This is a genomic window from Rhizobium sp. Rhizsp42 (genome assembly GCF_047304155.1).
Classification (GTDB): Bacteria; Pseudomonadota; Alphaproteobacteria; order Rhizobiales; family Rhizobiaceae; genus Rhizobium.
In genome coordinates this window covers 20,693-45,321 of sequence record NZ_JBGLYS010000016.1, presented here as the reverse complement: position 1 = coordinate 45,321, position 24,629 = coordinate 20,693, and the positions used below count along the sequence as shown (strand labels likewise).

26 protein-coding genes are annotated in these 24,629 nt (G+C 63.2%); 13 read left to right on the top strand and 13 right to left on the bottom strand.

What is annotated here, in order from left to right; all coding sequences use genetic code 11:
- Positions 1–4 precede the first annotated feature (4 nt).
- The gene (locus ACCD05_RS16740; protein WP_413394083.1) at positions 5–514 is read left to right on the top strand and encodes a GNAT family N-acetyltransferase; all 510 of its coding nucleotides are present in this window, start codon (positions 5–7) and stop codon (positions 512–514) included.
- A 9-nt stretch (positions 515–523) separates the two neighbouring features.
- Here the strand turns inward: ACCD05_RS16740 and ACCD05_RS16735 are convergent, their stop codons facing one another.
- From ACCD05_RS16735 to ACCD05_RS16720, 4 genes are all read right to left on the bottom strand, one after another.
- On the bottom strand, positions 524–1,555 hold the full coding sequence (locus ACCD05_RS16735) for a DMT family transporter (RefSeq protein ID WP_413394081.1): 1,032 nt from the start codon (positions 1,553–1,555) through the stop codon (positions 524–526).
- A 56-nt stretch (positions 1,556–1,611) separates the two neighbouring features.
- The gene (gene cysN, locus ACCD05_RS16730; protein ID WP_112982158.1) at positions 1,612–3,096 is read right to left on the bottom strand and encodes a sulfate adenylyltransferase subunit CysN; all 1,485 of its coding nucleotides are present in this window, start codon (positions 3,094–3,096) and stop codon (positions 1,612–1,614) included.
- Between the two features lies 1 nt (position 3,097).
- Positions 3,098–4,051 (bottom strand): sulfate adenylyltransferase subunit CysD, encoded by a 954-nt coding sequence (cysD, locus tag ACCD05_RS16725; protein ID WP_413394079.1) that lies wholly within the window; start codon positions 4,049–4,051, stop codon positions 3,098–3,100.
- A 108-nt stretch (positions 4,052–4,159) separates the two neighbouring features.
- Complete coding sequence (locus tag ACCD05_RS16720; protein ID WP_112982156.1) at positions 4,160–4,903, bottom strand: phosphoadenylyl-sulfate reductase; 744 nt, start codon at positions 4,901–4,903, stop codon at positions 4,160–4,162.
- A gap of 412 nt (positions 4,904–5,315) precedes the next feature.
- On the opposite strand from ACCD05_RS16720, the gene ACCD05_RS16715 reads away from it, so the two are divergent.
- On the top strand, positions 5,316–5,759 hold the full coding sequence (locus ACCD05_RS16715) for an RrF2 family transcriptional regulator (RefSeq protein WP_026283096.1): 444 nt from the start codon (positions 5,316–5,318) through the stop codon (positions 5,757–5,759).
- A 7-nt stretch (positions 5,760–5,766) separates the two neighbouring features.
- Here ACCD05_RS16715 and ACCD05_RS16710 read toward each other — a convergent pair whose 3' ends face one another.
- Entirely contained in the window at positions 5,767–7,128 is a 1,362-nt protein-coding gene (locus ACCD05_RS16710) for a chloride channel protein (protein WP_413394077.1), read from the bottom strand.
- 146 nt (positions 7,129–7,274) lie between these two features.
- On the opposite strand from ACCD05_RS16710, the gene ACCD05_RS16705 reads away from it, so the two are divergent.
- Both ACCD05_RS16705 and ACCD05_RS16700 read left to right on the top strand, forming a co-directional pair.
- Positions 7,275–7,505, top strand: a complete 231-nt coding sequence (locus ACCD05_RS16705) for a ribbon-helix-helix protein, CopG family (RefSeq protein WP_413394075.1) — start codon at positions 7,275–7,277, stop codon at positions 7,503–7,505.
- Positions 7,506–7,574: 69 nt separating this feature from the next.
- A complete protein-coding gene (locus ACCD05_RS16700; RefSeq protein WP_413394197.1) occupies positions 7,575–7,835 on the top strand; it encodes a prevent-host-death protein in 261 nt (86 codons plus the stop codon).
- Positions 7,836–7,846: 11 nt separating this feature from the next.
- Here ACCD05_RS16700 and betA read toward each other — a convergent pair whose 3' ends face one another.
- From betA to betI, 3 genes are all read right to left on the bottom strand, one after another.
- A complete protein-coding gene (gene betA, locus ACCD05_RS16695) occupies positions 7,847–9,499 on the bottom strand; it encodes a choline dehydrogenase (RefSeq protein WP_413394073.1) in 1,653 nt (550 codons plus the stop codon).
- Between the two features lie 182 nt (positions 9,500–9,681).
- Positions 9,682–11,145 (bottom strand): betaine-aldehyde dehydrogenase, encoded by a 1,464-nt coding sequence (gene betB / locus ACCD05_RS16690; protein ID WP_413394071.1) that lies wholly within the window; start codon positions 11,143–11,145, stop codon positions 9,682–9,684.
- 55 nt (positions 11,146–11,200) lie between these two features.
- Positions 11,201–11,788: a transcriptional regulator BetI gene (betI, locus tag ACCD05_RS16685; protein ID WP_413394070.1), complete on the bottom strand. Its 588-nt coding sequence runs from the start codon at positions 11,786–11,788 to the stop codon at positions 11,201–11,203.
- Positions 11,789–11,926: 138 nt separating this feature from the next.
- Between betI and ACCD05_RS16680 the strand changes: the two genes are divergently transcribed.
- From ACCD05_RS16680 to ACCD05_RS16665, 4 genes are all read left to right on the top strand, one after another.
- On the top strand, positions 11,927–12,478 hold the full coding sequence (locus ACCD05_RS16680; RefSeq protein ID WP_112982258.1) for an HdeD family acid-resistance protein: 552 nt from the start codon (positions 11,927–11,929) through the stop codon (positions 12,476–12,478).
- A gap of 236 nt (positions 12,479–12,714) precedes the next feature.
- Positions 12,715–12,942: a type II toxin-antitoxin system ParD family antitoxin gene (locus ACCD05_RS16675; protein WP_018899011.1), complete on the top strand. Its 228-nt coding sequence runs from the start codon at positions 12,715–12,717 to the stop codon at positions 12,940–12,942.
- Between the two features lie 166 nt (positions 12,943–13,108).
- Entirely contained in the window at positions 13,109–14,914 is a 1,806-nt protein-coding gene (locus tag ACCD05_RS16670; protein ID WP_413394067.1) for an EAL domain-containing protein, read from the top strand.
- Between the two features lie 75 nt (positions 14,915–14,989).
- Positions 14,990–15,985, top strand: coding sequence for an NAD(P)H-quinone oxidoreductase (locus tag ACCD05_RS16665; RefSeq protein WP_413394065.1), 996 nt, complete (start codon positions 14,990–14,992; stop codon positions 15,983–15,985).
- A gap of 3 nt (positions 15,986–15,988) precedes the next feature.
- On the opposite strand, the gene ACCD05_RS16660 is transcribed toward ACCD05_RS16665, so the two are convergent.
- Positions 15,989–17,434: an MFS transporter gene (locus tag ACCD05_RS16660; protein WP_413394063.1), complete on the bottom strand. Its 1,446-nt coding sequence runs from the start codon at positions 17,432–17,434 to the stop codon at positions 15,989–15,991.
- A gap of 118 nt (positions 17,435–17,552) precedes the next feature.
- Here ACCD05_RS16660 and ACCD05_RS16655 point away from each other — a divergent pair, with 118 nt between their 5' ends.
- Entirely contained in the window at positions 17,553–18,173 is a 621-nt protein-coding gene (locus ACCD05_RS16655) for a helix-turn-helix transcriptional regulator (protein WP_413394061.1), read from the top strand.
- Here the strand turns inward: ACCD05_RS16655 and ACCD05_RS16650 are convergent.
- Together ACCD05_RS16650 and ACCD05_RS16645 are read right to left on the bottom strand one after the other, a co-directional pair.
- Positions 18,160–19,383: an MFS transporter gene (locus ACCD05_RS16650; RefSeq protein WP_413394059.1), complete on the bottom strand. Its 1,224-nt coding sequence runs from the start codon at positions 19,381–19,383 to the stop codon at positions 18,160–18,162. The genes ACCD05_RS16655 and ACCD05_RS16650 overlap by 14 nt on opposite strands.
- A gap of 99 nt (positions 19,384–19,482) precedes the next feature.
- Positions 19,483–20,220: a DUF3750 domain-containing protein gene (locus ACCD05_RS16645; RefSeq protein WP_413394057.1), complete on the bottom strand. Its 738-nt coding sequence runs from the start codon at positions 20,218–20,220 to the stop codon at positions 19,483–19,485.
- Between the two features lie 155 nt (positions 20,221–20,375).
- Here ACCD05_RS16645 and ACCD05_RS16640 point away from each other — a divergent pair, with 155 nt between their 5' ends.
- Entirely contained in the window at positions 20,376–21,383 is a 1,008-nt protein-coding gene (locus tag ACCD05_RS16640; RefSeq protein WP_413394055.1) for an asparaginase, read from the top strand.
- A 140-nt stretch (positions 21,384–21,523) separates the two neighbouring features.
- The gene (locus tag ACCD05_RS16635; protein ID WP_413394053.1) at positions 21,524–22,273 is read left to right on the top strand and encodes a hypothetical protein; all 750 of its coding nucleotides are present in this window, start codon (positions 21,524–21,526) and stop codon (positions 22,271–22,273) included.
- On the opposite strand, the gene ACCD05_RS16630 is transcribed toward ACCD05_RS16635, so the two are convergent.
- The gene (locus tag ACCD05_RS16630) at positions 22,248–23,003 is read right to left on the bottom strand and encodes a DeoR/GlpR family DNA-binding transcription regulator (RefSeq protein ID WP_413394051.1); all 756 of its coding nucleotides are present in this window, start codon (positions 23,001–23,003) and stop codon (positions 22,248–22,250) included. The genes ACCD05_RS16635 and ACCD05_RS16630 overlap by 26 nt on opposite strands.
- A gap of 118 nt (positions 23,004–23,121) precedes the next feature.
- Here ACCD05_RS16630 and ACCD05_RS16625 point away from each other — a divergent pair, with 118 nt between their 5' ends.
- Entirely contained in the window at positions 23,122–23,487 is a 366-nt protein-coding gene (locus ACCD05_RS16625; protein ID WP_047507802.1) for a hypothetical protein, read from the top strand.
- Positions 23,488–23,588: 101 nt separating this feature from the next.
- Positions 23,589–24,209, top strand: a complete 621-nt coding sequence (locus ACCD05_RS16620) for a glutathione S-transferase family protein (protein WP_413394048.1) — start codon at positions 23,589–23,591, stop codon at positions 24,207–24,209.
- 6 nt (positions 24,210–24,215) lie between these two features.
- Here ACCD05_RS16620 and ACCD05_RS16615 read toward each other — a convergent pair whose 3' ends face one another.
- Positions 24,216–24,569, bottom strand: a complete 354-nt coding sequence (locus tag ACCD05_RS16615; protein ID WP_413394046.1) for an MmcQ/YjbR family DNA-binding protein — start codon at positions 24,567–24,569, stop codon at positions 24,216–24,218.
- Positions 24,570–24,629: the final 60 nt, after the last annotated feature.

Sequence of the window (24,629 nt, the reverse complement as noted above, 5' to 3'; positions counted from 1 at the left end):
ACCGATGACGGCATCGATCGAGATCAGGCGGGCCGAAGCGGCGGATGCGGCGGCACTCAGCCATTTCGCCGCCCGCCTGTTCCGCGCCACCTATGGCGAGGATACGCCGCCCGCCGATCTCGAAGCCTATGTTACCAAGGCCTTCCGTCCGGACATCCAGGCCGCCGAAATCGCCGATCCCGGAGCCGCCGTCTTCCTGGCGACAGACGGCGACACGCTTGCCGGCTACGCCTATCTCGTCGTCTCGCCATCCAATGCCGACGCCAGCCTGCTCAGCCGCATCTACATCGACGCCGCCTGGCGCGGCCAGGGCCTCGCCAACCGCCTGCTCGACGCCGTTGTCTCGGAATGTGCCGCGCGCGATGTGGAGCGCCTGCAATTGACGGTCTACGAAAAGAACGCCCGCGCCATCGCCTTCTACAACAAGGTCGGCTTCGTGCCGGTCGGCAGCACGACGTTCACGGTGGGCGATGACGTGCAGAGGGATATCCTCATGGAGCGCACGACGCGCTAGCCTCTGTCGTCAAATATCGCTCGCCGCATGAGGCCAGCGCCGCACCGCCTGCGCCGCCGTCATCCTCCGTATCTCGCCGCCACCGACGAGCCGCCGCAATACCCGACCATCGATCACAACAAGGCTGCTCATGATCAGCGCCATCCCGGCGAGCTCGAACATCCGCAGCCGCTCGCCGAGGAAGAGCGCGCCCAAGAGCGTGGCGCTCACCGGCACCAGCAGCGTCACCAGCGAGGCATTGGTCGCGCCGGCCGAGGCGATGAGGCCGAAATAGAGGATGAAGGCGAGCGCCGTGCACAGGAGACCGAGGATCGCGATCGCCAGCCATGTCGAGCCGCTCACGGGGATGATGTCATCAGGCGCGCAGAAGATGGCGACGACGGGCAGCATCAGCAGGCTCGAGACCGTCAGCTGGCCGGTGGCGATCACCTCGGCGCCGACGCTGCGGAAGCGCCTCGCAAGCACCACGCCAAATGCATAGGAGATGGAGGCGCCGATGACGGCGAGCTTGGCCCAGAGGGGACCGTCGAGATTGGAGATCAGGCCGGGCCCGATCAGCACCGCAGCACCGGCGATGCCGAGCGCGATGCCCGCGAGCGCCAAGACTGAAAGCCTCTCGTCTTTCGTCAGCATGGTGGCGACCAAGATCGTCCATAGTGGCGTCGTCGCGTAGAAGATCGAGGCGAGGCCTGCGCCGATTTCGGTCTGCCCGGCGAATATCAGCGAGAAGGGGATGACGTTGTTTAGCAGCGCCAGGCCGAGGAAGCCGGCCGGGTGCGCCAGCACCGGCGCGAAGGAGAGGCCGCGAAGCTTCAGCCAGAGATGCAGCGCCAGTGCCGCGATCGATACCCGGTAGAAGACGAGAGCCAGCGGCGAAATCTCGGAAACGGCGATCCGTCCGATGAAGAACGAACCACCCCACAGCGCGCCAAGCAGCAGCAGCCGGCTCCAATCCTGTGAGGACATGGCGCGCCCCGCTGCGGCAGGCACGACGATGCTGTGTGACGAGACGGGCCTTACCGGTGTTGCGATGCCACGCATGCCCTTGCCTCCCCAAAAGAAAACGGGGCCGATCGGCCCCGTCTCATGTCGTCATGTCAGATATCGCCGCCGGCGTTGGTCCAGAGGTTGGCGGCCTCCGCCGCCGTCATCCGGCGTACTTCCGCCTCGTCGCGGCGGCTGGAAAACAGCTCGCTGGCCATGATCTGGTCGGCAAGGTCGGCCGGCAGTGACAGGATCACGCGGCCGTCGGCGCTGTGCAGGCCGCTGAGCTCCGAGCGCTTGCCCGTCACCATGCCGCCGGCAACCGTATTGTTGGTCTCCGGATCGATCAGGATGAAGGCGCCCGACGAGCGGTTCTGCTCGTAGGGGTCGAAGATCGCCGCTTCGTCGAAGGTCAGATGCACCTTGCCGATGGCGTTCATGTAGAGCGTCTCGGCCGAGGTCCATGTGCCGGTCTTCAGCTGCAGCTGCGCGACAGGCTGAACCTGAACGCGCTGGCGGCGGCTGCCGCTCTTCAGCCAGTAGCGCTTGCCGGCCTCGATGCCCTCGGGCTGCAAGGCCACGATCTGGGCGTCAAAGGACAGGCCCACCTGCGGCTGGCTGTCGATCGAAACGATCATGTCGCCGCGCGCCACGTCCACCTGGCGGTCGAGCACCAGCGTGATCGCGTCGCCCGCGACCGCGGCATTGCGCACGAGGTCGAAGGTGACGATCTTGGTGACGTTGGCGACCATACCCGACGGCAGGATCATGACGCTGTCGCCCGGCTTTACAGAGCCGCCGGCAACCGTGCCCTGATAGCCGCGGAAGCTTTCGCCCGGGCGCGACACGCGCTGAACGGAGAGGCGGAAGCCGACCGTCTGCGACGAGCGCACGGTGGCGAGCTCCAGCGTTTCCACCAGCGTCGGGCCGGCATACCACGGCATCGAAGCCTCGCCGGAATAGACGACGTTTTCGCCCTTCAGCGCCGACATCGGGATGGCGGTGATCTGCTTGACGCCGAGAGACAGCGCGAATTCGCGGAACTCGTGGACGATCTTCTCGAAGCCGGCGCGGTCGTAGTTGGTGAGGTCGATCTTGTTGACCGCGAGCACGAACTGCTTGATCCCGAGCAGCGAGGCGATCGTCGCGTGGCGGCGCGTCTGCTCGAGGATGCCGGCGCGGGCGTCGACCAAGAGGATGGCGAGATCGGCGGTGGATGCGCCGGTCGCCATGTTGCGGGTGTATTGCTCGTGGCCGGGGGTGTCGGCAACGATGAAGGAGCGCTTGTCGGTCGCGAAATAACGATAGGCGACATCGATGGTGATGCCCTGTTCGCGCTCGGCCTGCAGGCCGTCGAGAAGCAGCGCGAAGTCGGGCAGGCCGAGATCGTTCTGCTTGCCGGTGGAATCGCGGCGCAGCGTCGCTGCCTGGTCTTCCTTGACAGCCTTGGTGTCCCAGAGCAGGCGGCCGATCAGCGTGGACTTTCCGTCATCGACGCTGCCGCAGGTGATGAGGCGCAACGGTCGCGTGTCGCGCACGGCCTGGGCGGGCTCGGCGGCGGGGGCGGCGATGGCGCTTGCTGTTGCTGCTGCAGTCATCTCAGAAATATCCTTCACGCTTCTTTTTCTCCATGGAGCCGGACTGGTCGCGGTCGATGGCGCGGCCCTGGCGTTCGGAGACAGTGGCAATTTCAAGTTCGGCGATAATGTCGTCCATCGTCGTGGCGGTGGACTTGATCGCGCCCGTCAGCGGGAAGCAGCCGAGCGTGCGGAAGCGGATGTAATCCTCCTGCTTCGTCTCGCCGGGCAACAGCTCCAGGCGCGGATCGGTCGCATCGATCATCATGCCGTCGCGTTCGACGAAGGGACGCTTGGCGGCGAAGTAGAGCGGCACGATCGGAATGTTTTCCGCCTGGATGTAGCGCCAGATATCGACCTCGGTCCAGTTCGACAGCGGGAAGGCGCGCACACTCTCGCCGCTGCGGATCTGGCCGTTATAGATGTTCCAGAGCTCGGGGCGCTGGTTGCGCGGATCCCAGCGGTGGTCGGGCGTGCGGAAGGAGTAGATGCGCTCCTTGGCGCGGCTGGCTTCCTCGTCGCGCCGCGCGCCGCCAAAGGCCGCGTCGAACTTGCCGGCGTCGAGCGCATTGCGCAGCGCTTCCGTCTTCATGATGTCGGTGTAGCGCGCCGAGCCATAGGTAAACGGCGTGATGTTTTCGGCTGCACCGCGCGGATTGATATGCTCGATCAGGTCGAGATCATATTCCTTCACGATCTTGTCGCGGAAGGTGATCATCTCCGCGAACTTCCAGCCGGTGTTGACGTGCAAGAGCGGGAAGGGCACGCGGCCGGGATAGAAGGCCTTGCGCGCCAGATGCAGCAGCACCGAGCTGTCCTTGCCGATCGAGTAGAGCATCACGGGACGCTCGAACTCGGCCGCCACTTCGCGGAAGATATGAATGGATTCGTTTTCGAGCGCCTTCAGATGAGGGTCGAGCGGCGGCTTGGTGCTCTGCGGATTGCTGAGTTCCGTATCCGGACGGCTATCGGGCATGTCTTACTCCAGACTTCGATCATTCGCGGACACATGGCCCGGAATGCAATGAGACTATGCATCGGGGAGCGCTGGCGGCTGCCGCGCTCTGATCCCGATGCCGAGGGGTTACTGTTGGATGGAAATGGCGGACGCCTCTTCAGCCACATGCAGGCCGCATTCGCGCGTCTGGTCCTGTTCCCACCACCAGCGGCCGGCGCGCTCGGGCTCGCCGGGCTTGATGGCGCGGGTACACGGCTCGCAGCCGATCGACGGATAGCCGCGCGCATGCAGCGGATTGATCGGCACGCTGTTGTCGGCGACATAGGCCTTGATGACGTCGATGTCCCAGTCGGCCAGCGGATTGACCTTCAGCAGATGGCGATCGGCGTCATATTCGGCAAACGGCGTTTCGGAGCGATTGGCCGATTGGCCGCGGCGCAGGCCGGTGATCCAGATGGTTGCCCCATTGAGCGCGCGCGCAAGCGGCTTCAGCTTGCGCACGCCACAACAGGCATGCCGGGCTTCGACGCTTTCGTAGAAACCGTTCAGGCCGTATTGCGCCGCATAGGCGTCGATATCGGCCTGCTCGGGCTCGTAGCGGCTGATGTGGATGTCGTACTGCTTTTCCGTCTCGTCGATCAGGTTGAGCGTCTCGGCAAAAAGGCGGCCGGTCTGCAGCGTCACGACGTCGATCGGCAGTCGGTGATTGCCGATCTCGGCGGTAATGACCTGGTCTTCGATACCAAGCGATGTCGTGAACACGACCCGCCCGCCAAGGCCGGCGACGAACGACAGGCGTTCCGCCAGAGATAGGCTTGCAAGCTTCGTGTTCAGCGTTTCCGCTTCTTCGATTGTATGAGCAACAGTCATGGGAATCCTGTCCTAGATGTTGACAGGAGTATCGCAGCTTGGGGATGGAGAGGACAGAAACAGGCATTTCGAAAGCAGGCTGGAATGGAGCAAATATCTCTCCCCGGCCGCTGCAATGCAGAAAAGCAGCCGCGCCGGCATGGATGGCCAGCGTCGCGCCTTAATCTCTATTGATTTAGTAGGGTTACACGTCGCCTGTCAATCGGAAATGTGATTTGATGCCTGGAGGGTCGCTTTTTCGGTTAAATTCGAGATTGCTGATTTGAGATTGAAAACAAGGCTGAAAAGCCTGTTTCTCAGGGGTTTTGCGCGCTTGTTCAAACTATGTTCATCCAGCGCGTGAGATAGAAAGAAAAAGAAGAGTTCCGCCGGGCGCAATTAGTGTCCGCCGCTTGTGTGTCGATGGCTGAAAATGATTACGCAGAAGGCGAAATACGCGCTTAGGGCGCTCACCGTTCTGGCCGAGGCCGATGACGGCGAACCTGTGATGATCTCCGATATCGCGGCGCAGCAGAAAATCCCGAAGAAGTTCCTCGAGCAGATCCTTCTCGACCTCAAGCACCAGGGCATCGTCGTCAGCCGCCGCGGCAAGCAGGGCGGCTATCTGCTCCTGAAGCCGGCCGACATGATCACCTTCGGCGAAGTGCTACGCATCATCGACGGCCCGATCGCCCCGCTCCCCTGCCTGTCCATCACCGCCTACCGCAAGTGCGACGATTGCGACGGCGAGCAGAACTGCGAAATCCGCCACGTCTTCGCCAAGGTGGCAGACGCCACCCGCAAGGTGCTGTTCTCCACCACCATCGCCGACGCAGTGGCACCACGCGGTGCCGAAGTCACGCGGATGCTGGCCTAAGCCGAGACTAGTGGGCCGGCTCTTCCTGATGTGACGCCTTCTCGGCTGCGCGCCGCGCCCGGATCGTGGCTGCGATGAACACGCGCGACAGGCCATGATAGAGCGGCTCGCGCGACAGGAAACGCGACGTCACATAGCCGATCATCGACACCGCCATGATCGGGATCACCGCCTCATGATCGCCCGTCATCTCCAGAATGATCACAAAGGCCGTCATCGGCGCCTGCACGACACCGGCGAAATAGCCAGCCATCCCAAGGATCGCGGCCAGCGCGATGCTGCTGCCGATCAGCGAGCCGACCGTGCTGCCGAAACCGGCGCCGACGGCAAGCGACGGCGCGAAGATGCCGCCCGGAATGCCTGAAATCATCGACAGGAAGCTGGCGAGCAGCTTCTCCACGAAGAAGAACAGCGGCAGCGCATGTCCCTCGACCGCACCGCGCGCCTGCTCGTAGCCCGTGCCGAACGTATTGCCGCCCGACGCGATGCCGATGACCGCTATCGCCAGACCGCAGCCGCCCGCGAGAAAGAGCATGCGCTTCAAGGGCTGCGGCTGCGCCCAGCGGCGCACGCGCTGACCGACATGCAGCGCAAGGCCGCTGAAGCCTGCCCCAAGCGCCCCGCCGCCGACGCCGCAGATGATGACGAGGCCCCAATCGGCCATATGCATCGGGGCCACCGAGGTAGAGCCGAAATAGTTGTAGCTGCCCGACAGCCCGAGCGCGGCGAGACCGGAGAGGATCACCGCGGTCAGCACCAGCCCGTTCGACCGCGACTCGTAAGTCCGGCTCATCTCCTCGATCGCAAAGACGATGCCGGCAAGCGGCGTGTTGAAGGCCGCCGCGATGCCGGCGGCCGAGCCCGCCAGGATCAGCCCGCGCGCCTGCGCCATGCCGCCGAAGCGCGCGACCGCCAGCATGATCGACGCGCCCACCTGCACCGTCGGCCCCTCGCGGCCGATCGATGCGCCGGAGAAGAGGCCGAGCACCGTGAGCAGAATCTTGCCGCCCGCGATCCTAAGCGACAGCAGCCGTGTGCGGTCAGCCTCGTCATGCAGGTGTCGCGCCGCGATCGCCTGCGGAATCCCGCTCCCCTGCGAATTTGGAAACAACTTCGCCGCCAGATAGGCCGACAGCACGAAGCCGGCCGGCGTAATGACCAGCGGCAAGAGAAACGACCAGCGCCCCGACGTCGTCACCGCCGCGAATGCCTTCTGCGCCATGTCGGCAAGTTCCGCGAAGGCGACGCTGATCAACCCGATCGCCAATGCACCGCACCAGAACACCAGACGCGGACGCCAGAGCGAGAACGAGCCCCGAAACACGCGCGAACGGCGGAGCAGCTTGGATTTGCGGTAGAGAGGGGGCATGTCGGTCACTTGGGGGCGTGGGGACAGAATAGGGGGCACCGGTCTTATCTGCCCCGTGGCCCGCGTTTGCAAGCCCTGGCGAATATGCGGGCGAGGTTGCGGTTTTGAGATATGTGTTATCCTCCGACCAAACAGGAGGAGCCAAGATGAGAATAAGCGTCGATATCGGCGAGGATGACCTGAAGGCTCTGGATTCCATCGCCGCACTTGAGAACGTCTCACGCTCGTCTCTCATTCGCCGGGCGATCGGCAAATTCCTCAAGGGGAATTCACCGAATGATCGGAGCGAGGCATTCGGCCTTTGGAGAAATCGAACGGTCGATGGTCTCGCCTATCAGGACGAGATCAGGCGCGAGTGGCAAGACAAAACCCCTTAAAGGCGAAGGTTTCCATGTCGCCAGTTGTCTTGCATTCTGGGCAGCAATGGCAACGCTGAGATGGATGCCGTGAAACCCGCAAGCTCCTCTGCAAATGACCTCGCTCCCGACCTGCGCGCCGCCGCCGAAAGCGTCTTGCGGGACGGCGAGACGTTGCAGGCATTTGTCGAAGGCGCCATGCGCGCTCGGATCGAGCACCGCCAGTTCATTGCGCGCGGCCTTGCCTCCGCGGAAGAGGCAAGGCGGACCGGCGTGTACTACACCGCCGAGGAGGTCCTCGCCGAACTGAGAGCGAAGCTCGACAAGGCACGGGCCGCGAAACCGAAATAGGGCATTCAGCCCTACCGATCACTCACTTCCCAGCGCGGATTGATCCACGGCTCCTGGTTGGAGCGCGGCAGCGGCTGCTTGCCGAGGATGTGATCGGCGGCCTTCTCTCCAGTCATGATCGAGGGGCCGTTGAGGTTGCCATAGGTCACGTGCGGGAAGATCGAACTGTCGGCGACGCGCAGGCCATCGACGCCGATAACCCGCGTTTCCGGATCGACCACCGCCATCGGATCGTCCTTGGCGCCCATCTTGCAGGTGCCGCAGGGGTGATAGGCGCTTTCCAGATGCTCGCGCAGGAAGGCATCGATCTGATCGTCCGTCTGGACGTTCTCGCCCGGCTGGATCTCGGAGCCGCGATACTGGTCGAAGGCCTGCTGGCCGAAGATCTCGCGGGTAAGCCGCACGCAGTGGCGGAACTTCTCCCAATCCTCTGTGTGGCTCATATAGTTGAAGCGGATCAAGGGATCGGCCTTCGGGTCGGATGAGGCGAGCGTCACGTTCCCGCGCGATTTCGACAGGTTATAGCCAACATGCACCTGGAAGCCGTGGCTCTTGGCGGCCGCCTTGCCGTCATAGCTGATCGCGACAGGCAGGAAGTGATACTGGATATCCGGCTGCTTGACGCCGGGCCCTGAGCGCAGGAAGGCGCAGGCCTCGAACTGGTTGGAGGTGCCGAGCCCTGATTTGGTGAACATCCACTGCGCGCCGGCAACGCCCTGCCAGAACCAGGGCAGCCACGAGTAAAGTGAGACGGGCTTGGTCGAGACCTGCTGGAAATAGAATTCCAGATGGTCCTGCAGGTTGGCGCCGACACCAGGCCGGTCCGCCTTCACCTCGATCCCCATCTCCTTCAGATGCGCCGCCGGGCCGATGCCCGAGAGCATCAGCAGCTTCGGTGAATTGAACGAGGAAGCCGAGACGATCACCTCGCGGTTGGCCTTGATGACCTCGACCTTGCCGCCGCGCTCGATCTCGACGCCAACAGCCCGGCCGTTTTCGATCACCATCTTGCGGGCAAGGCCGTAGACGAGATCGACATTCGCCCGCTTCAGCGCCGGCTTCAGATAGGCTGAAGCGGCCGACCAGCGGCGCCCTTGAAAGATCGTCTGCTCCATCAGTCCGAAGCCTTCCTGCTTCGAGCCGTTATAGTCGTCCGTCGCCTCGAAGCCCGCCTGTTTGCCGGCCTCGATGAAGGCGTGGAACAGCGGGTTGCGGAAGCCGCCGCGCTGCACATGCAGCGGTCCGTCCGTCCCGCGCCATCCCTCTTCGCCGCCGTGGCTGTGTTCCATCCGCTTGAAATAGGGGAGCACGTCGGCATAGGCCCAGCCATTGGCGCCAAGCGCCTCCCAGCGGTTGTAATCCTCCGCATGCCCGCGCACATAGACCATGCCGTTGATCGACGACGACCCGCCGATCACCTTGCCGCGCGGCGCGGTGATGCGGCGGTTGTTGAGGTTTGGCTCTGGCTCGGAAAGATAGCCCCAATTGTAGCGCTTCATGCTCATCGGCCAGGCCAGAGCCGCCGGCATCTGGATAAACGGCCCGAAATCCGACCCGCCGGCCTCGATGACGATAACGCTGTTCTTGCCGTCTTCCGACAGCCTGTAGGCAAGCGCCGAGCCCGCCGAGCCGGAACCGATGATGACGAAATCTGCCTGCTGCATGATGTTCCCTTATATTTTTGTGGAGCGGGTGGCCCCCTCATCCGGCTGCCGCCACCTTCTCCCCGGCGGGGAGAAGGGATGTGCCGCACCGTCTCGTTCCCCCTTCGCCCCAGCGGGGAGAAGGTGCCCGTAGGGCGGATGAGGGGGCCTCAAAGCAAAGCCGAAAAGGCATCAACTGAATATCAATAAGGCGCCTGAACCGGCCCCATGCCGACATAAACCGTCTTCAGCTCGGAGTAATGCTCCAGTGCGGCAATCGAATTCTCGCGGCCGAAGCCGGATTGCTTAGAGCCGCCGAAGGGGATCTCGACCGGGCAGAGGTTGTAGGTGTTGATCCACAGCGTGCCTGCTTCGAGCAGGTCGACCACCCGGTGCGCGCGGCTTATGTCGGAGGTGAAGACGCCGGCCGCCAGGCCGAATTCGGTGGCGTTGCCGCGCGCGATGACTTCCGCCTCGTCCTCGAAATCGAGCACGCACATGACAGGCCCGAAGATCTCCTCGCGGGCGATCGTCATCTCGTCGGTCACGTCGGCAAACACCGTCGGCTGAACGTAATAGCCTTCGCCCGAGACGTTGTTCGGAATGCCGCCGCCGACCACAAGCGTCGCGCCCTCGGTCTTGCCCTTCTCGATGTATTCGAGGACCTTCTCGCGCTGCGCCCAGGAGACCATCGGGCCGATCTGCGTCGCCTCGTTCATGGGGTCGCCGATCGCCATCGCCTCGGTGCGTGCCTTCAGCCGCTTCAGGAATTCGCTCTTGATATCCTTCTGCACGAAGACGCGGGTGCCGTTGGAGCAGACCTGGCCGGTCGAGTAGAAGTTGCCGAGCATGGCGCCACCCACCGCGCTGTCGATATCGGCGTCGTCGAAGACGATCAGCGGCGATTTCCCGCCGAGCTCCATCGTCACATGCTTGAGATTGCCTGCCGCCGCCGCCGCCACCTTGCGGCCGGTCGGCACTGAGCCGGTCAGCGACACCTTGGCGACATCGGGATGGTTGACGAGCAGCGGGCCTGTGTCGCGGTCGCCCTGGATGACGTTGAAGAGCCCCTTGGGCAGGCCCGCCTCGATTAGGATCTCGGCGATCTTCAGGGCGCCGAGCGGCGTATTTTCGGACGGCTTGAACACCATGGCGTTACCTGCGGCAAGCGCCGGTGCTGCCTTCCAGCAGGCGATCTGCTGCGGATAGTTCCAGGCGCCGATGCCGACGCAGACGCCGAGCGGCACGCGCTTGGTATAGGCAAAATCGCCGCCGAGCGGGATGTAGGAGCCGTTGAGGCCGGCCGCGATCACGCCGCCGAAGAACTCGAAGCTGTCGGCGCCCGAGGTCGGATCGGCGACGATGGTCTCCTGGATCGGCTTGCCGGTGTCGAGCGTTTCAAGCTCCGAGAGTTCGCGATTGCGCTCGCGCATGATGTCGGCGGCCCGCTTCAGGATGCGGCCGCGCGCCGTCGGGCTCATTGCCGCCCATTCCGGTTGGGCGCGCTTGGCAGCGGCGATCGCCTTTTCGACGATGGCGGGCGTGGCAGCATAGAGCCGTGCGATGATCTCGCCGGTCGCCGGATAAAGGCTCTCGATCACGGTGCCTGCATCGTCCTCGACATACTCGCCATCGATGAAGTGCGATGCTGTGGGCTGGGCTCTCATGGGTCTATCCTTTTAGCGGTTGGCTGCGGCAGAGTGGGGGAGGGCATCGATGCGGTCATCGCGCCGTCCCTCTTAGCTGTATCGTCACATAATCCTCCGTCAGCGCGATCGAGGCCTCGGCGCCAACACGCGTCGAGCCGAGACTCTGGCGGATGTAGAGCCCGTCGATCATCGCGGCCACGCCTTCTGCGATATGTTCCGCGACATCGGCCGGGCAGAGCGGTTTCAGATTGGCGACGAGGTTGGAGCGCAGGCGCCTGGCATAGATGACGAGAAAGCGGCGCGTTTCTTCCGAGCGCTGCGCCTCGGCATAGAAGGCAAGCCAGGCCGCGATCGTCTGCGGCGCGAACTGGTCGGCGTGGAAGCTGACGCGGATCACCGCCGAAAGCCGCGCGCGCGGCGTGGGGGCCGCCTTCAATGCCGTCACCGCGTCGTCGCGTAGCTGCTTTAGAAGCGAGCGGATCGTTTCGATCAGCAGCTGCTCCTTGCTGCCGAAATAGTGGTGCGCGAGCGCCGGTGAAACGCCGGCCTGCTTGGCGATTTCGGACATGGTGACGCTGAGCGAGCCGTGATCCCCAATCACGCGCAGCGCTGCATCGACGAGCGCCTTGCGGCGCATCGGTTCCATTCCGACTTTCGGCACGGTCTTTCTCCTGCAATAGAGCCAACATAATTTTGATTGACTGATCAATCAATAAAAATCTGATCGCCTTTTCCGTAAGATATCTCTTTCCATCCGCCGTTTCTGCGCCATACTCAATGAACAACCGGGAGGTGCATGATGACAGACATGTCCAACGAAATGCCTTCGTCCTCCGCGCTGCGGTCGAAATGGGTCTGGTTTGTGGTCCTCGGCGCGCTGCTGATCGTCTTCGGCGCCATCGCCGCCGCCAACGTCTTTTTGGCCACCGTCGTGTCCGTCTACTATGTCGGCCTGCTCATGCTGGTCGGCGGCATCGTCTATCTCGCCCATGCCTTTCAGGTGCGCGAGTGGGAGCAGCTGTTGTTTTGGGCGCTGAGCGGCGTGCTCTATGTGCTGGCCGGCGTCTTCGCCTTCATGAATCCCATTCTGGCATCGGCGGCGCTCACGCTGTTTCTGGCCATGGCCTTGCTGGTGGCGGGCATCTTCCGCGTCTTCGTCGGCTGGCGCATGCGCCCGTCGAGAGGTTGGGGCTGGGTGCTCTTGAGCGGCCTGATCACGGCGCTCGCGGGCTTCGTCATCGTGCTTGGCTGGCCGGTCAACAGCCTGTGGATCCTCGGCCTCTTCCTCGCCTGCGACCTGCTGCTGCAGGGCTGGTCGATGCTCGCTTTCGGCCTCGCCATCCGCCGCTGATTGTGCCCGCTATTCACAGCCTGTTCATCACGCACTGTTTCTTTTTTGACAAGAATGTGAGTGAAGACTAAAATTAACCTCATGGCAGAGGTCGCAAACGTGTGAAAGCGACGCTGCTCAAAGCCCAGCACCCGCGACCGGAAGGGCGGCCGAAGCGAGTGTGTATCCGTTTCTCGACCGGGCAGGTGTCTGCCCGACGAGGCGATGGGAGACCACGAGGCAATGGGAGTGATGTCATGCCGATGGTAACCGTTTCCATCTCTCCGCTGCAGGCGGCCGATATCCGCGCGGCGATAGACGATGGCACTTATGTTTCCAGCAGCGAGGTGGTGCGCGAAGCGCTCCGGCTCTGGGACGCCGCCCGCAAGGTCGATGGCCTGCCGAAAGCGCGCGATTGCGCCCCCGCCGATGCCAGATGCGTCGCCGACATGTTCGCCGACCACGAGCATCGCCGCACCGCGTGAACGCGGCTTATGTATGACCGCCGCCCAGTGCGGCGGTTGCGGCATGCAATTGATAAAACGCCAGTTTTCACAAAACCTTCACATTGGGGAAAGTGTTCGTTGACGCTTCGCCCGTAGTCTCCGCGCGAAAAATTATAATTATAAATGCCGTATAGTGGAGAATGGCATGTCGTTGGCTGCCACCGTAGAGCCCGCCCTTATTCGTCGCTACACCAGCGATCAAATCATTACTCTCGCAAAACTCGTTATCGAAAACGCCTTCCAGCCGATCGTCGAAGCCAGCACCGGTGTTGCCTTCGGCTATGAATCGCTGATGCGCGGCCAGGAGCGCCTGGGCTTCAATTCGCCGCTGGAAATTCTGGACGAGGCCCAGCGCGGCGATCAGCTGCTGCAGCTCGAGCAGATGGTGGCCAGCCGTGCGCTCGCCAAGTTCGCGTCGCTGCCGAATTTCTCCACCGCGACGCTGTTCCTCAATCTCGATGTCCGCCTCATTCCGCATGGCGAGCAGCTGGTGGAAAACCTGCTGCAGCATCTGAAGCTTGCCAATATCCCGCCATCCTCGATCTGCTTCGAATTCTCCGAGCGCTTCGACAACACCTCGGTTCCCGAATTCGCCGCATTGGTGTCGCTGCTGCGCAAGCGCGGCTTCAAGCTGGCGATCGACGATTTCGGCGTCGGTCACGGCGAGATGAAGCTGCTCTGCGATCATCCGGTGGATTACCTGAAGATCGACCGCTACTTCATCGCCGATATCGATGGCAGCCCGCGCAAGCGCCACCTGTTGAAGAACATTGTCCACATCGCCCATGTGCTCGGCACCCGCGTCATTGCCGAGGGCATCGAGACCGAAGCCGAGTTCATCACATGCCGCGAATATGGTGTGGATCTCGTGCAGGGCTGGTTCATCTCGCGCCCGACCACCCATGTCTCAGAGCTGGTCCCGTCATTCCCGCATCTGCAGGAACTCGGCAAAAGCAAGCGCAACAATCAGTCGCTCGACGAAATCCTCATCCGCAAGCAGATCGAAGTGCTGCCGACGGTCTATGAAAACGATACGATCGACAGCGTCTTCGAGGTCTTCCGCCGCCATCCGCAGAATGCCTTCTTCCCGGTTCTGAACGCCAATGGCGAGCCGCGCGGTATCCTGCACGAGCGCCATCTGAAGGAATATATCTACCACCCCTTCGGCCGCGATCTGCTGAAGAACAAGATGTATGAGCGCACCATCTCGCATTTCGTCGAAATGGCGCCGATCGTCGGCCTCGATTCCGATGCCGAGCAGCTGATGACCATCTTCGCCAACATGGAAGGCGCCAACTGTCTGCTGTTGACGGAAAACATGCGCTATGCCGGCGTCGTCTCGGCCGCCTCGCTTATCAAGGTGATGAACGAGAAGAAGCTGAAGACCGCGCAGGACCAGAACCCGCTGACCGGCATTCCCGGCAACCACGCCATCCGCGATTTCATGCGCGAGGCGAGCCGCGACAGCGACGAAACCCGCCACTTCTGCTATTGCGATTTCGACAACTTCAAGCCCTTCAACGATGCTTATGGCTTCCACCTCGGCGACCACGCGATCTCGCTCTTTGCAGCCCTGATGCGGCGCTACTTCTTCGCCGAGCGCCATTTCCTCGGCCATGTCGGCGGCGACGATTTCTTCATCGGCGTGCAGGGCTGGACCAAGGAGGAGCTGACGGAAATTCTCGATCGTCTGATCGGCGACTTCCACGACGATGCCCAGGATCTCTACTCCGAGATCGACCGTGCCGCCGGCCGCATCCGCGGCCACGACCGCGCCGGCGTCGAAGCCTTATTCCCGCTGATGCGCTGCTCGATCGGCGTTCTGGAACTCCCCAAGGGTCTCGTCATCGACGACATCAGCCGCGTCTCCGCCGCCATTGCCCATATCAAGGCATTGGCGAAGGAAAGCGCGGAAGGCCTGGTCTTCCATCGGCTGGGCGAGGCGAATTGACGCTCCGGCGTTTCCGCCCTTCTCAACGCGGCGTTGCTGAACTATCTCACTGCTATCCGAATGAGGAGACCGGTGATGTCTTTGCCTGCGCTTATGCGTTTTGTCGATTTGCCCCGCTTCGGCGCCCCTGACGTGATGATCATATCGAGCGGGCCGCTGCCCGTGGCGGGCGAGGGGCAGATCCTCGTGCGCACCCAGGCGATCGGCGTCAACCGTCCCGATGTCGCGCAGCGCCAGGGCACCTATCCGCCGCCGAAGGACGCAAGCCCGATCCTCGGCCTTGAAATCGCAGGTGAAGTGGTCGCGATCGGCCCCGGCGTCGGTGGTTATTCTGTGGGCGACAAGGTCTGCGGCCTCACCAATGGCGGCGCCTATGCCGAGTATTGCCTCATCCCCTCAGGGCAAGCCTTGCCGTTCCCAAGAGGTTACGATGCGGTCCAGGCGGCAGCACTTCCTGAAAACTACTTCACGGTCTGGGCCAACATGTTCCAGATGGCGGGCCTGACCGAAGGTGAGAAGGTGCTCATCCACGGCGGCACGAGCGGCATCGGCACCACCGCGATCCAGCTTGCCCGCGCCTTCGGCGCCGAGGTCTACGCCACGGCAGGTTCGCAGGAAAAATGCGACGCCTGCGTCAAGCTCGGCGCGAAGCGCGCCATCAATTACAAGACCGAGGATTTCGCAGAGGTGATCAAGGCCGAGACCGGCCAGGGCGTCGACATGATCCTCGATATGATCGGCGCCGCCTATTTCGAGAAGAACCTCGCCTCGCTGGCGAAGGACGGCTGCCTCTCGATCATCGCCTTCCTCGGCGGCGCGGTTGCCGAAACGGCCAACCTCGCGCCGATCATGGTCAAGCGGCTGACGGTGACGGGCTCCACCCTGCGCCCGCGCACGCCGGAAGAAAAGCGCGCCATCCGCGACGATCTCCTGTCGCAGGTCTGGCCGCTGCTCGACGAGGGCAAGCTTGCCCCCGTGATCCACAAGACCTTCGCCTTCGAGGATGTGGTCGAAGCCCACAAGCTGATGGAATCGAGCAGCCATATCGGCAAGATCATGCTGCGCGTCTGACGATCACGCCGCTGCCGTCGCTTGCGTCTCGTTGCCGGACTTCTGGATCGACAGCGAGATCAGGATCGTCACGATCCCCGGCAGCGCCATCAGCACGAACAGCCAATGCGCCGCGGATATGCCGCCGGCAACGCCGCCTGGCGCAAGCAGGCCGGTGCTGTTGACGATGACGCCCGCGAAGGCTGCGCCGAATGCGCTTCCGAGCGATTGCACGGTGGTGATCGCCGCCGAGGCCTTGTCCTGCTCCGATGTCGCCACGAGGCGCAGCACCTTGGTCACCAGATGCGCCCAGCCGAGCCCGACCCCGAACCCCATGAGGAACATGAAGACGACGGCCGGCGCGAGCAGCGCGATGCTGCCTGCCTGGTTGTCGCGTGCCAGGAAGATCGCCAGCGCCGCGACCGCAACCGTCTCGATCACGCAGCCGACAACGATCGCGCGCCCGGCGCGGCGACCGGAGAACGAGGCGCTGAGGAACGCTGCCACCGTCCAGCCGAGCGCGACGAGCGCCGTGAGGTATCCCGATTCCAGCGGGCTGACATTGTGCAGGGATTGCAGGAAATAGGGGATGTAGATGTCGCTGGTCAGCACCAGGATCAGCAGGAACATCATCAGGTAGACGCGTGAAATCGGCATGCTGAGGGCGACGGCGCCTGTCGGCAGCAGGCGGTTCTCGCTTCGCCGCTCTATGCCGAGCATGGCGACCACGGCGATGAGCGATGCCGCGACCAGCAGCGCTTTCGATTGCGTCGTCTCGATCGTGCCGGCGATGCTGACCAGAAGCACGGCGGCCAAAAGCAGCGCGATCTGCGTGATCGGCGTACGCCCGGGAGCCCGGTCGTCATGCGCCGACGGCAGCAGCACGGGCGCAAGGATAGCCATGAGCACGCTCACGGGGACAAGCAGCATGAAGGCGTGACGCCATGTGTCGCCATTGGAAAACAGCCCGCCGAGGCTTGGGCCGAGCAGCGTCGCCACGCCCCAGATCGCCGCATAGAGCGTCGAGGCCTTGCGCCACAGGTGCTCGGGATAGGCAAAGCGGATGAATGCATAGGCAAGCCCGCCCAGCGCGCCGGCTCCAAATCCCTGCACCGCGCGTCCGGCCAGAATGACCTGCATCGAGGGCGCCAGCGCGCAAATCAGGCTGCCGGCCGCAAACATCAGTGCGCCGGCGACATAAACCGTGCGCAGGCCGATGCCGCGCGGCCGCATCGCGACGAAGATGGACCCCAGCACCGCAGCCGCGACGAACAGCGTGGTGACCCACGAGAGCAGTTCCAGCCCGCCGATATCGCGCACGATCGATGGCGCGATGGTCGCCATGATATAGGCCTCGACCGCATAGAGCGTCACGCCGCCGCCGAGCATCAGCGTGGCTGCTAGGACCGGTCTGGAAAAGAGATGGAAGACGGAGGAGCGCTCCGTCGCGACGTCGTCGATGCTGCTCATGCGGAATGCCTTGAATGTTTCCTGGAAAGCTCTTGGGAAGTTTTTTGCAAGTTATAGCTAGGAAAAATTACACGGCCGCGTTATTAAAGCAAGAACAAGCTTGGAAAAATATCAGCCTATGCGCCAATCATCAGCCAACCGAATCCTGATGCTGCTCAAGACCGAAGGGCCGCAACTCCTATCGGCCATCGGCGAAGCGCTGTCCATTTCCGGCGAGGCCGCGCGCCAGCAACTGGCGAAGATGGCGGACGAAGGGTTGGTCGAGCCCGTCTCCGAGCCCACGCCGGGCAGGGGCCGTCCCCGCCAGCTCTGGCACCTGACCCCATCGGGCAACGCCCGCTTCCCGGACCGCCACGCCGAACTAACCGCGACGCTTCTCGCAACCATGGTCCAGAGCCTCGGCCCCCAGGCGCTCGACACCGTCATCGCCGCCCGCGAGGCTGAGACGCTGGCGCGCTACCGCAGCGAGATCACCGCCAAGGATCTCCCCACCCGCGTCCGCCAGCTGGCCGGCATCCGCACCGACGAAGGCTACATGGCCGATAGCTGGCAGGAGGAGGACGGCTCGCTGCTCCTGATCGAAAACCACTGCCCCATCTGCGCCGCCGCCACCGCCTGCGCCGGCTTCTGCCGCTCCGAACTCGAAACCTTCCGCAGCATCCTCGGCGCGGACGTCGAGCGCGAGGAACACATCCTCCACGGCGCGCGGCGTTGTGCTTACAGGATTAGCGCGGGGTAGCGGATTGCTGTAGCTGTGGCTTTTCAGCCTCCACGAATAGCAGCAGCAATATCGCCGCAACGCCGACACCGGCCGCCAGCAAGGCGGTTCCGGAATAGCTTGTGAAGCTTGTTCCCAGGGCGAAAATTCCCGCGCTGACGCCGTTCGCCGCAAAGGTATTGACCGAGATGAGGGATGTGCCGAGCCCTGGCCGGTCGGCAATCAGGTCCTGTAGGTAGGTGATGGGCACGCTGAGGATCGCCGCGCAACCGCAGGCGTTGACGACGACGAGCGCATAGATCTGCCACGGCGCGGTAACGCGGCTGAGCATCACCAGATAGGCGCAGTAGATCAGCGTCCCGGTAGCCAGGATATGGACGCTGCGAAAACGTCGCTGCAATGCGCCCCACATCAGCATGAACGGCATTTCCAGGAACGCGACCATGCCGGCCGTGATGCCCACATCCGCCACGCTGCCGCCGGCATCATGAGTGATGATCAGCGGCGACACCACGCTGCTCAAACGCTGCAGGCCCAGCATCATCGACAAGATGCCGACCCGCATCAGCACGCGAGGCGAGAAGACAAGCGCGAGCGAACTGAAGAAGCCAACCTGTTGCGAGGACAACGCATCTCGCCTTGGCTCGCCCTTCGCCAGAAAGAGATAGAGGCAGAAGCAGACGAGGCTCGCCAGCCCGGCAATGCCGTAGGCCGGCGTCATCGAGTGCGCGCTGACGAGATAGAGGCCGATCAAACCCGGCGCCAGCGCCCATGACCCGGAAAACAGCGCCCGTACCGTCGAAGTGATCGCAGCCGCCTTGCCGCGATCCATGGTGTTTGTTGCCGCGCGGATGCTCGCTAAAAGGACCGAATAGGTCGCGTTGCTGATCGGGATGAACAGCAGCACGCCGATCATGAAGGCGGCTGCGTTGCGGAACGCGTAGATCATCCCGAAGCCGATCATGCCGCTTACCGACAGTGCCAGCACCAGCAGCCTCCGGTCGCCAAGCTTGTCGGACCAGATGCCGAGCGTCAGGCTGGTCACGACATTGATAAGGGCGGCGGCGAAGATCAGTATCGAATAGGCGTGATCCGACATGCCCAGTTCGGTAATTCCGATGATGGATTGATACGGCATCGTCGAGGCATAGGTGAAGGCAAGCGTCACAAGCGTCAGCGACGGAATGCGTATTCGTTGATCGCGGAGAATGGACGAGAAGGCGGATGACATGCGGCGACTCCAGTTGCCAAAAGTCTAGACCCGCACCACCTGATTGCAACCTCGTGTCCGTGATGGCGTCCATTCAATTATGTGATCGATGTTTTGACCCTAGAGCCCGATCCGCCCGATCGCCGGGATCTTCACGCCGGGATTGGCAAAATCGATGCCGGCGACCAGACCCATGAAATGCACTTCGAAGCCGCTGCGCTGGCCGGCGGCGATGCCGATCAGGCCGTAGAGCGTCGCATGCATGTCGCGTCCATCGGCATCGATCGCAAACATCCGCCCGTCGCTGAGGTAGTCGCGCCCGACCGCATCGGGCGGCAGCACCGCGTCGAGATCGGGCACGGTGCGCAGCACATGCGCGACGAAGCTGTTGGAATTCGGCCCCGGATAGATCCGGTAGTCGCCGACGCCGGCATAGGGATAGGACTGGATCGCGGCCTCGACGGCCGGGATGAGCCTCTGGGCCTCGTCGCCCGAGACTTCCTTCACGATATGAGGTGTGTTGGAATACCAGTAGGCGTCCGCGACGTAATTGTTGCGGCGGATCGGCGAGCCCCAGCCGACCTTGTCGTAGCGATTGTAGGTCGCGTCGCCCTTGGCCTTGGTGACGATCCACGAGTGGCTGGCGACGGCGCCCTTCAGCCCGCCGGTGCTGGCCGACATGATGTAGATCTTGGCGTCCCCGCTGGCGTCAGCCCTAGGCAGCACGCCCGACGTGCCCCATTCGGCCTCCCGCCATGAGCTGGGGTGGTTCTGCAGGGACCACCACCCGGCCGACGCCAGGGCCGGCAGCAGATAGACGACAAGGATGAGAAGAAGGAGCCGTTTGAGATGACGCATGAAACGCCGGGGACCTTTGCTGACGTGCGGTTGCGGCCAAGGATGTGACGAGCAAGATGGCGCAATTGCGCCGCTCTTTTTCAACATGAACCCGATTGCTTTATCGCGCCCATCATTTATGCGTGACAGCCTGTTCAGAATATTAGGATAAGCTCATGACCAATCCCGTCACCGTTGAAGTCACCCGCGGCGCGCGCGTCGAAAGCCGGCATCGCGGCGCCGTCATCGCGGTCGATGGCGACGGCAAGGTCGTCTTCTCGCTGGGCGATGTCGAGGCGCCCACCTTTCCGCGATCGGCCTGCAAGGCCATGCAGGCGCTGCCGCTGGTCGAAAGCGGCGCCGCCGATGCCTACGGTTTCGGCGACAAGGAGCTGGCGCTCGCCTGTTCCTCGCACAATGGCGAGGACGAGCATGTTGCGGTCGCCGCCTCGATGCTGGCGCGCGCCGGCCGCGATGTCGAAACGCTCGAATGCGGCGGCCACTGGTCATCGAGCCAGAAGGTGCTGATCCACCAGGCCCGCACGATGGAGAAGCCGACGGCGCTGCACAACAATTGCTCCGGCAAGCATTCCGGCTTCGTCTGCACCTGCGTGCATCAGGGCGTCGATCCCAAGGGCTATATCGGCTACGATCATCCCCTCCAGCGCGAAATCCGCGCCACCATGGAAAGCCTGACCGGCGCCGTGCTCGGCCACGACAATTGCGGCACCGACGGCTGCTCGATCCCGACTTACGCCGTGCCGCTGAAGGGGCTGGCTCATGGCTTCGCCAGGATGGCGACCGGCAACGGCCTCGAACCATTGCGCGCCAAAGCCTCGCGCCGGCTGTTTGACGCATGCATGGCCGAGCCCTTCTATGTCGCCGGCACCGGCCGCTTCTGCACGAAGCTGATGCAGTTGGCGCCCGGCCGTATCTTCGCGAAGACCGGTGCCGAGGGCGTATTCTGCGCCGCCATTCCCGACCAGGGCATCTCGATCGCCGTCAAATGCGACGACGGCCATGCGCGCGCCGCCGAAAGCATGGTTGCCGCGGCTCTTGCCCGCTTCTTCGACAAGGATAGCGCCATCGGCGTCGGTCTCACCGACCTCGCGACTTCAAGCATGCACAACTGGAATGGTATTCACGTCGGCGACATTCGCGCGGCGGCGGTACTCTCTGATTAAAGCGTACCGGAACGATACATTCCAAACATAAAAGATAGCCAATTCTAATATATGCGAAACTGAACCGGATGACGGCGCGTGCGCTTTCATCCGGTTAAGCTACTCTTGGCGCAGTACATCGATTGCCATGAGGGCAGGATATGTTTGCAGGCCGCTATCTCTGGTGGATGCTGATCGCTCTGGCGGTCTTCCTGTTCTTTGCCATGAGCTTCGATTACGTCACCTGGGCAACGGTCGCGACATCGAGTTGCGCGCGGGTGGCCGGCTCCTGCGGGCCGCTGATCCTGCTGATGACCGGCACGATCAAGCCCATCGGCTATTACATCGCCGGCGGCATCATCCTCGTCATCACCTGCGCCCGCATCCATCACGTCGGCATGAGCTGGCTCTGGTGCCTCTTCGTGCTCGTCCTCTTCGGCGCTTCGGCGCCGTTTCCGCTTCTGCTCGCCAATGTCTGGACCGGCCAGATGAACGCGGAAATGGTGATGGAGAACCTGCCGGTGGCTTTCCCCTTCCTCGTGGTGTTCTGCACCTATATCGGCTGGTCGTTCGAGGATGGAGGGGGTAAGCCGCTCGGTCCCTGGCGCTGGCTGCGCGTCGCGATCCGGCTCTCGGCCCTGTATGGCGCCATGATAGCGCTCGCGCAGACACCCACCTTTGCCTGGATGCCCGGCCGGCTGCTCGACATGCCCGCGCTCTCAGTCCTGCTGGCCACCTGGCAGCCGAAGCTGGAGACAGCGCTGACACTTGGCGCATTGGATGATCGGCTGGCCTATCTGGCCCTTGCCGTCTTCTCGGTCGCACTCGCGGCAAGCCTGTTCGGCCCCCGTATCGAGGACTTCCGTGCCCGCCTGATGACGCCCTTCATGCTGAAAGGATCGCGCCGTTGAGGCTGCGATAGGGCGCAAGCTGCGCCTCGTCGATATCGTCAGGCATGATCAACCCCGAAACCGAAGCGACCGGCAGCACCTGGCAGGCGGATGCCCGGTCGAGCTTGTCCGCCGTCAGCAGCACGTAGGTCTCGATCGCGCAGCCGGCGATATGCCGCTTGATCGCGGCCTCCTCGAAATCCCCCGTCGACAGCCCGTTCACCGGATGCGCCGCCGTCACCCCGAGGAAGAACAGGTCCGGCCGCAGCTGCGATATGGCAGCCATCGCGACGGCACCGACTGCCACCATCGAATGCTTGTAGAGCTTGCCGCCGATCAGGATCACCTCGGCGCTCGGATGGTGCTCGAGCTCGGCGGCGATCGTCGGGCTGTGGGTGACGATGGTGACCGATAGCCCGCGCGGCAGCTGCCGGGCGATCTCCGCCGTGGTCGTGCCGCCGTCGAGAAACACCATCTGGCCCGGCCTGATCAGCCCGATCGCCTTTGTCGCAAGCCGCTGCTTGGCGTCCCGCGACACATCCTTGCGGGTCGTAAAATCGGGCAGCTCCGGCGAGAGCGGCATCGCGCCGCCATGCACGCGCTTCAAAAGCCCCTCCGCCGCCATCTCGCGCAGGTCGCGACGGATCGTGTCTTCAGACACGGAGAGGTCCTCGGCCACCCGCTTGGCAATCACCTGGCCGTCGCGGCGCAGCAGGTCGAGGATCAGTGTCTTGCGTTGGGAGGTCAGCATAAGGCTCACGAAGTTGAATGAATTTTCTTGAGTTTGCACGAAATGATTCGACAATCAAGAAATATCATGCATTTTCACGCAATCCCGTGCATGAAGCCGGGAGTTGAGGAGAAATGACATGTTGATCTTGATTGCAGGCCCCTATCGTTCCGGAACCGGTGACGATCCGGCGAAGATGGCGGCTAACCTGCAGCGGCTGGAAGCGCCGTCGCACGCTTTGTTCGAAGCCGGCCACGTGCCGATGATCGGCGAATGGGTCGCCCTGCCGGTCTGGCATGCCGCCGGCGGCAAGAGCGTGGGCGATGATCTCTACGAGCGGATATTCCACCCGGTCGCGGGCCGCCTGCTGCAACTGTGCGAAGGCGTGCTGCGGCTGGAAGGGGAATCCAAGGGCGCCGACAACGATGTCCGCATTGCGAGAGAGCGCGGCATTCCCGTCTGGTACCGTCTGGAAGACGTGCCGGGCTGCGCCAAGGCTGCTTGAAGCTACGCCAGACAAATCGGGGAGGCCGCGCATGCGGTCTCTCTTTCTCGCTCGCAATCCCCCGCGCGCGCTCTATGCTCTCCTGAAAAACAGGAGTCGTCATGCTGACATTGTATTACGCGCCCGGCACATGTTCCCGCGCCAGCCTCATCGCGCTCGAGGAATCGGGCCTTCCCTTCGAGGCGAAGCGGGTCGATACCGCCAATGGCGAACAACGCTCCGAAGCCTATCTCAAGATCAACCCCAAGGGCCGCGTTCCGGCACTTGCGACCGAAAAGGGCGTGCTCACCGAAACGCCGGCGATCCTCGCCTATATCGCCGCCATCGCGCCGGCGGCCGGCCTCGCGCCGCTCGACGACCCCTTCGAATTCGCCCGCCTGCAGGCCTTCAACAGCTACATCTGCTCGACGGTGCATGTGAACCACGCCCACGGCCGCCGCGCTAGCCGCTGGGCCGATGACGCCGCCGCCCATGAAGCGATGAAGGCCAAGGTGCCGCAGACCATGGCGGAGAGCTTCGCGCTGATCGAGGACGGCATGTTTGCCGGGCCCTGGGTGATGGGCGAGCGCTACTCCGTCGCCGATCCCTATCTCTTCGTCATGACCGGTTGGCTGCCGAGCGACGATGTCGACCCGGCACGCTTCCCCAAGGTCGCCGACCACTACGCCCGCATGCTCGAGCGCCCGGCCGTGCGGCGCGCGCTCGCCCGCGAGAAGGCGTAAGCCGCGTCACCGCTGGTAATTTGCCGAAAGCTTCTTCGGCGCGCGCAATCGCCACGCGCCGATCAGCCGATCCGTCAGTTCCGCATCGCCGATAGCGTCGATACGCACGGGCAGATACTGCCAGCCGACATAATGCGGCGTCTGGAAATAGATCTCTGGTGCCAGCGAAAGCAGCGCTTCCTTTTCGTTGAGCGCAATCGAGACCACGATCGTCTCGTTGTCCTTCACGGCCACGAAGGACTTTCCGCCGACCTTCAGCGCATGGTTGCCGTAGGACGTGCCTTCCTCGACGCCCGGCAGTTTCGCCTCGGCCACAAGCCGCAGCAGCCGCTTGAAGATCGCGTCGATATCCTCAGCCATACATCTTCCCCGTCCTCGTCAGGGAGAGACTAGCAGATTTCGAAGCCTATGCGCAGAGCG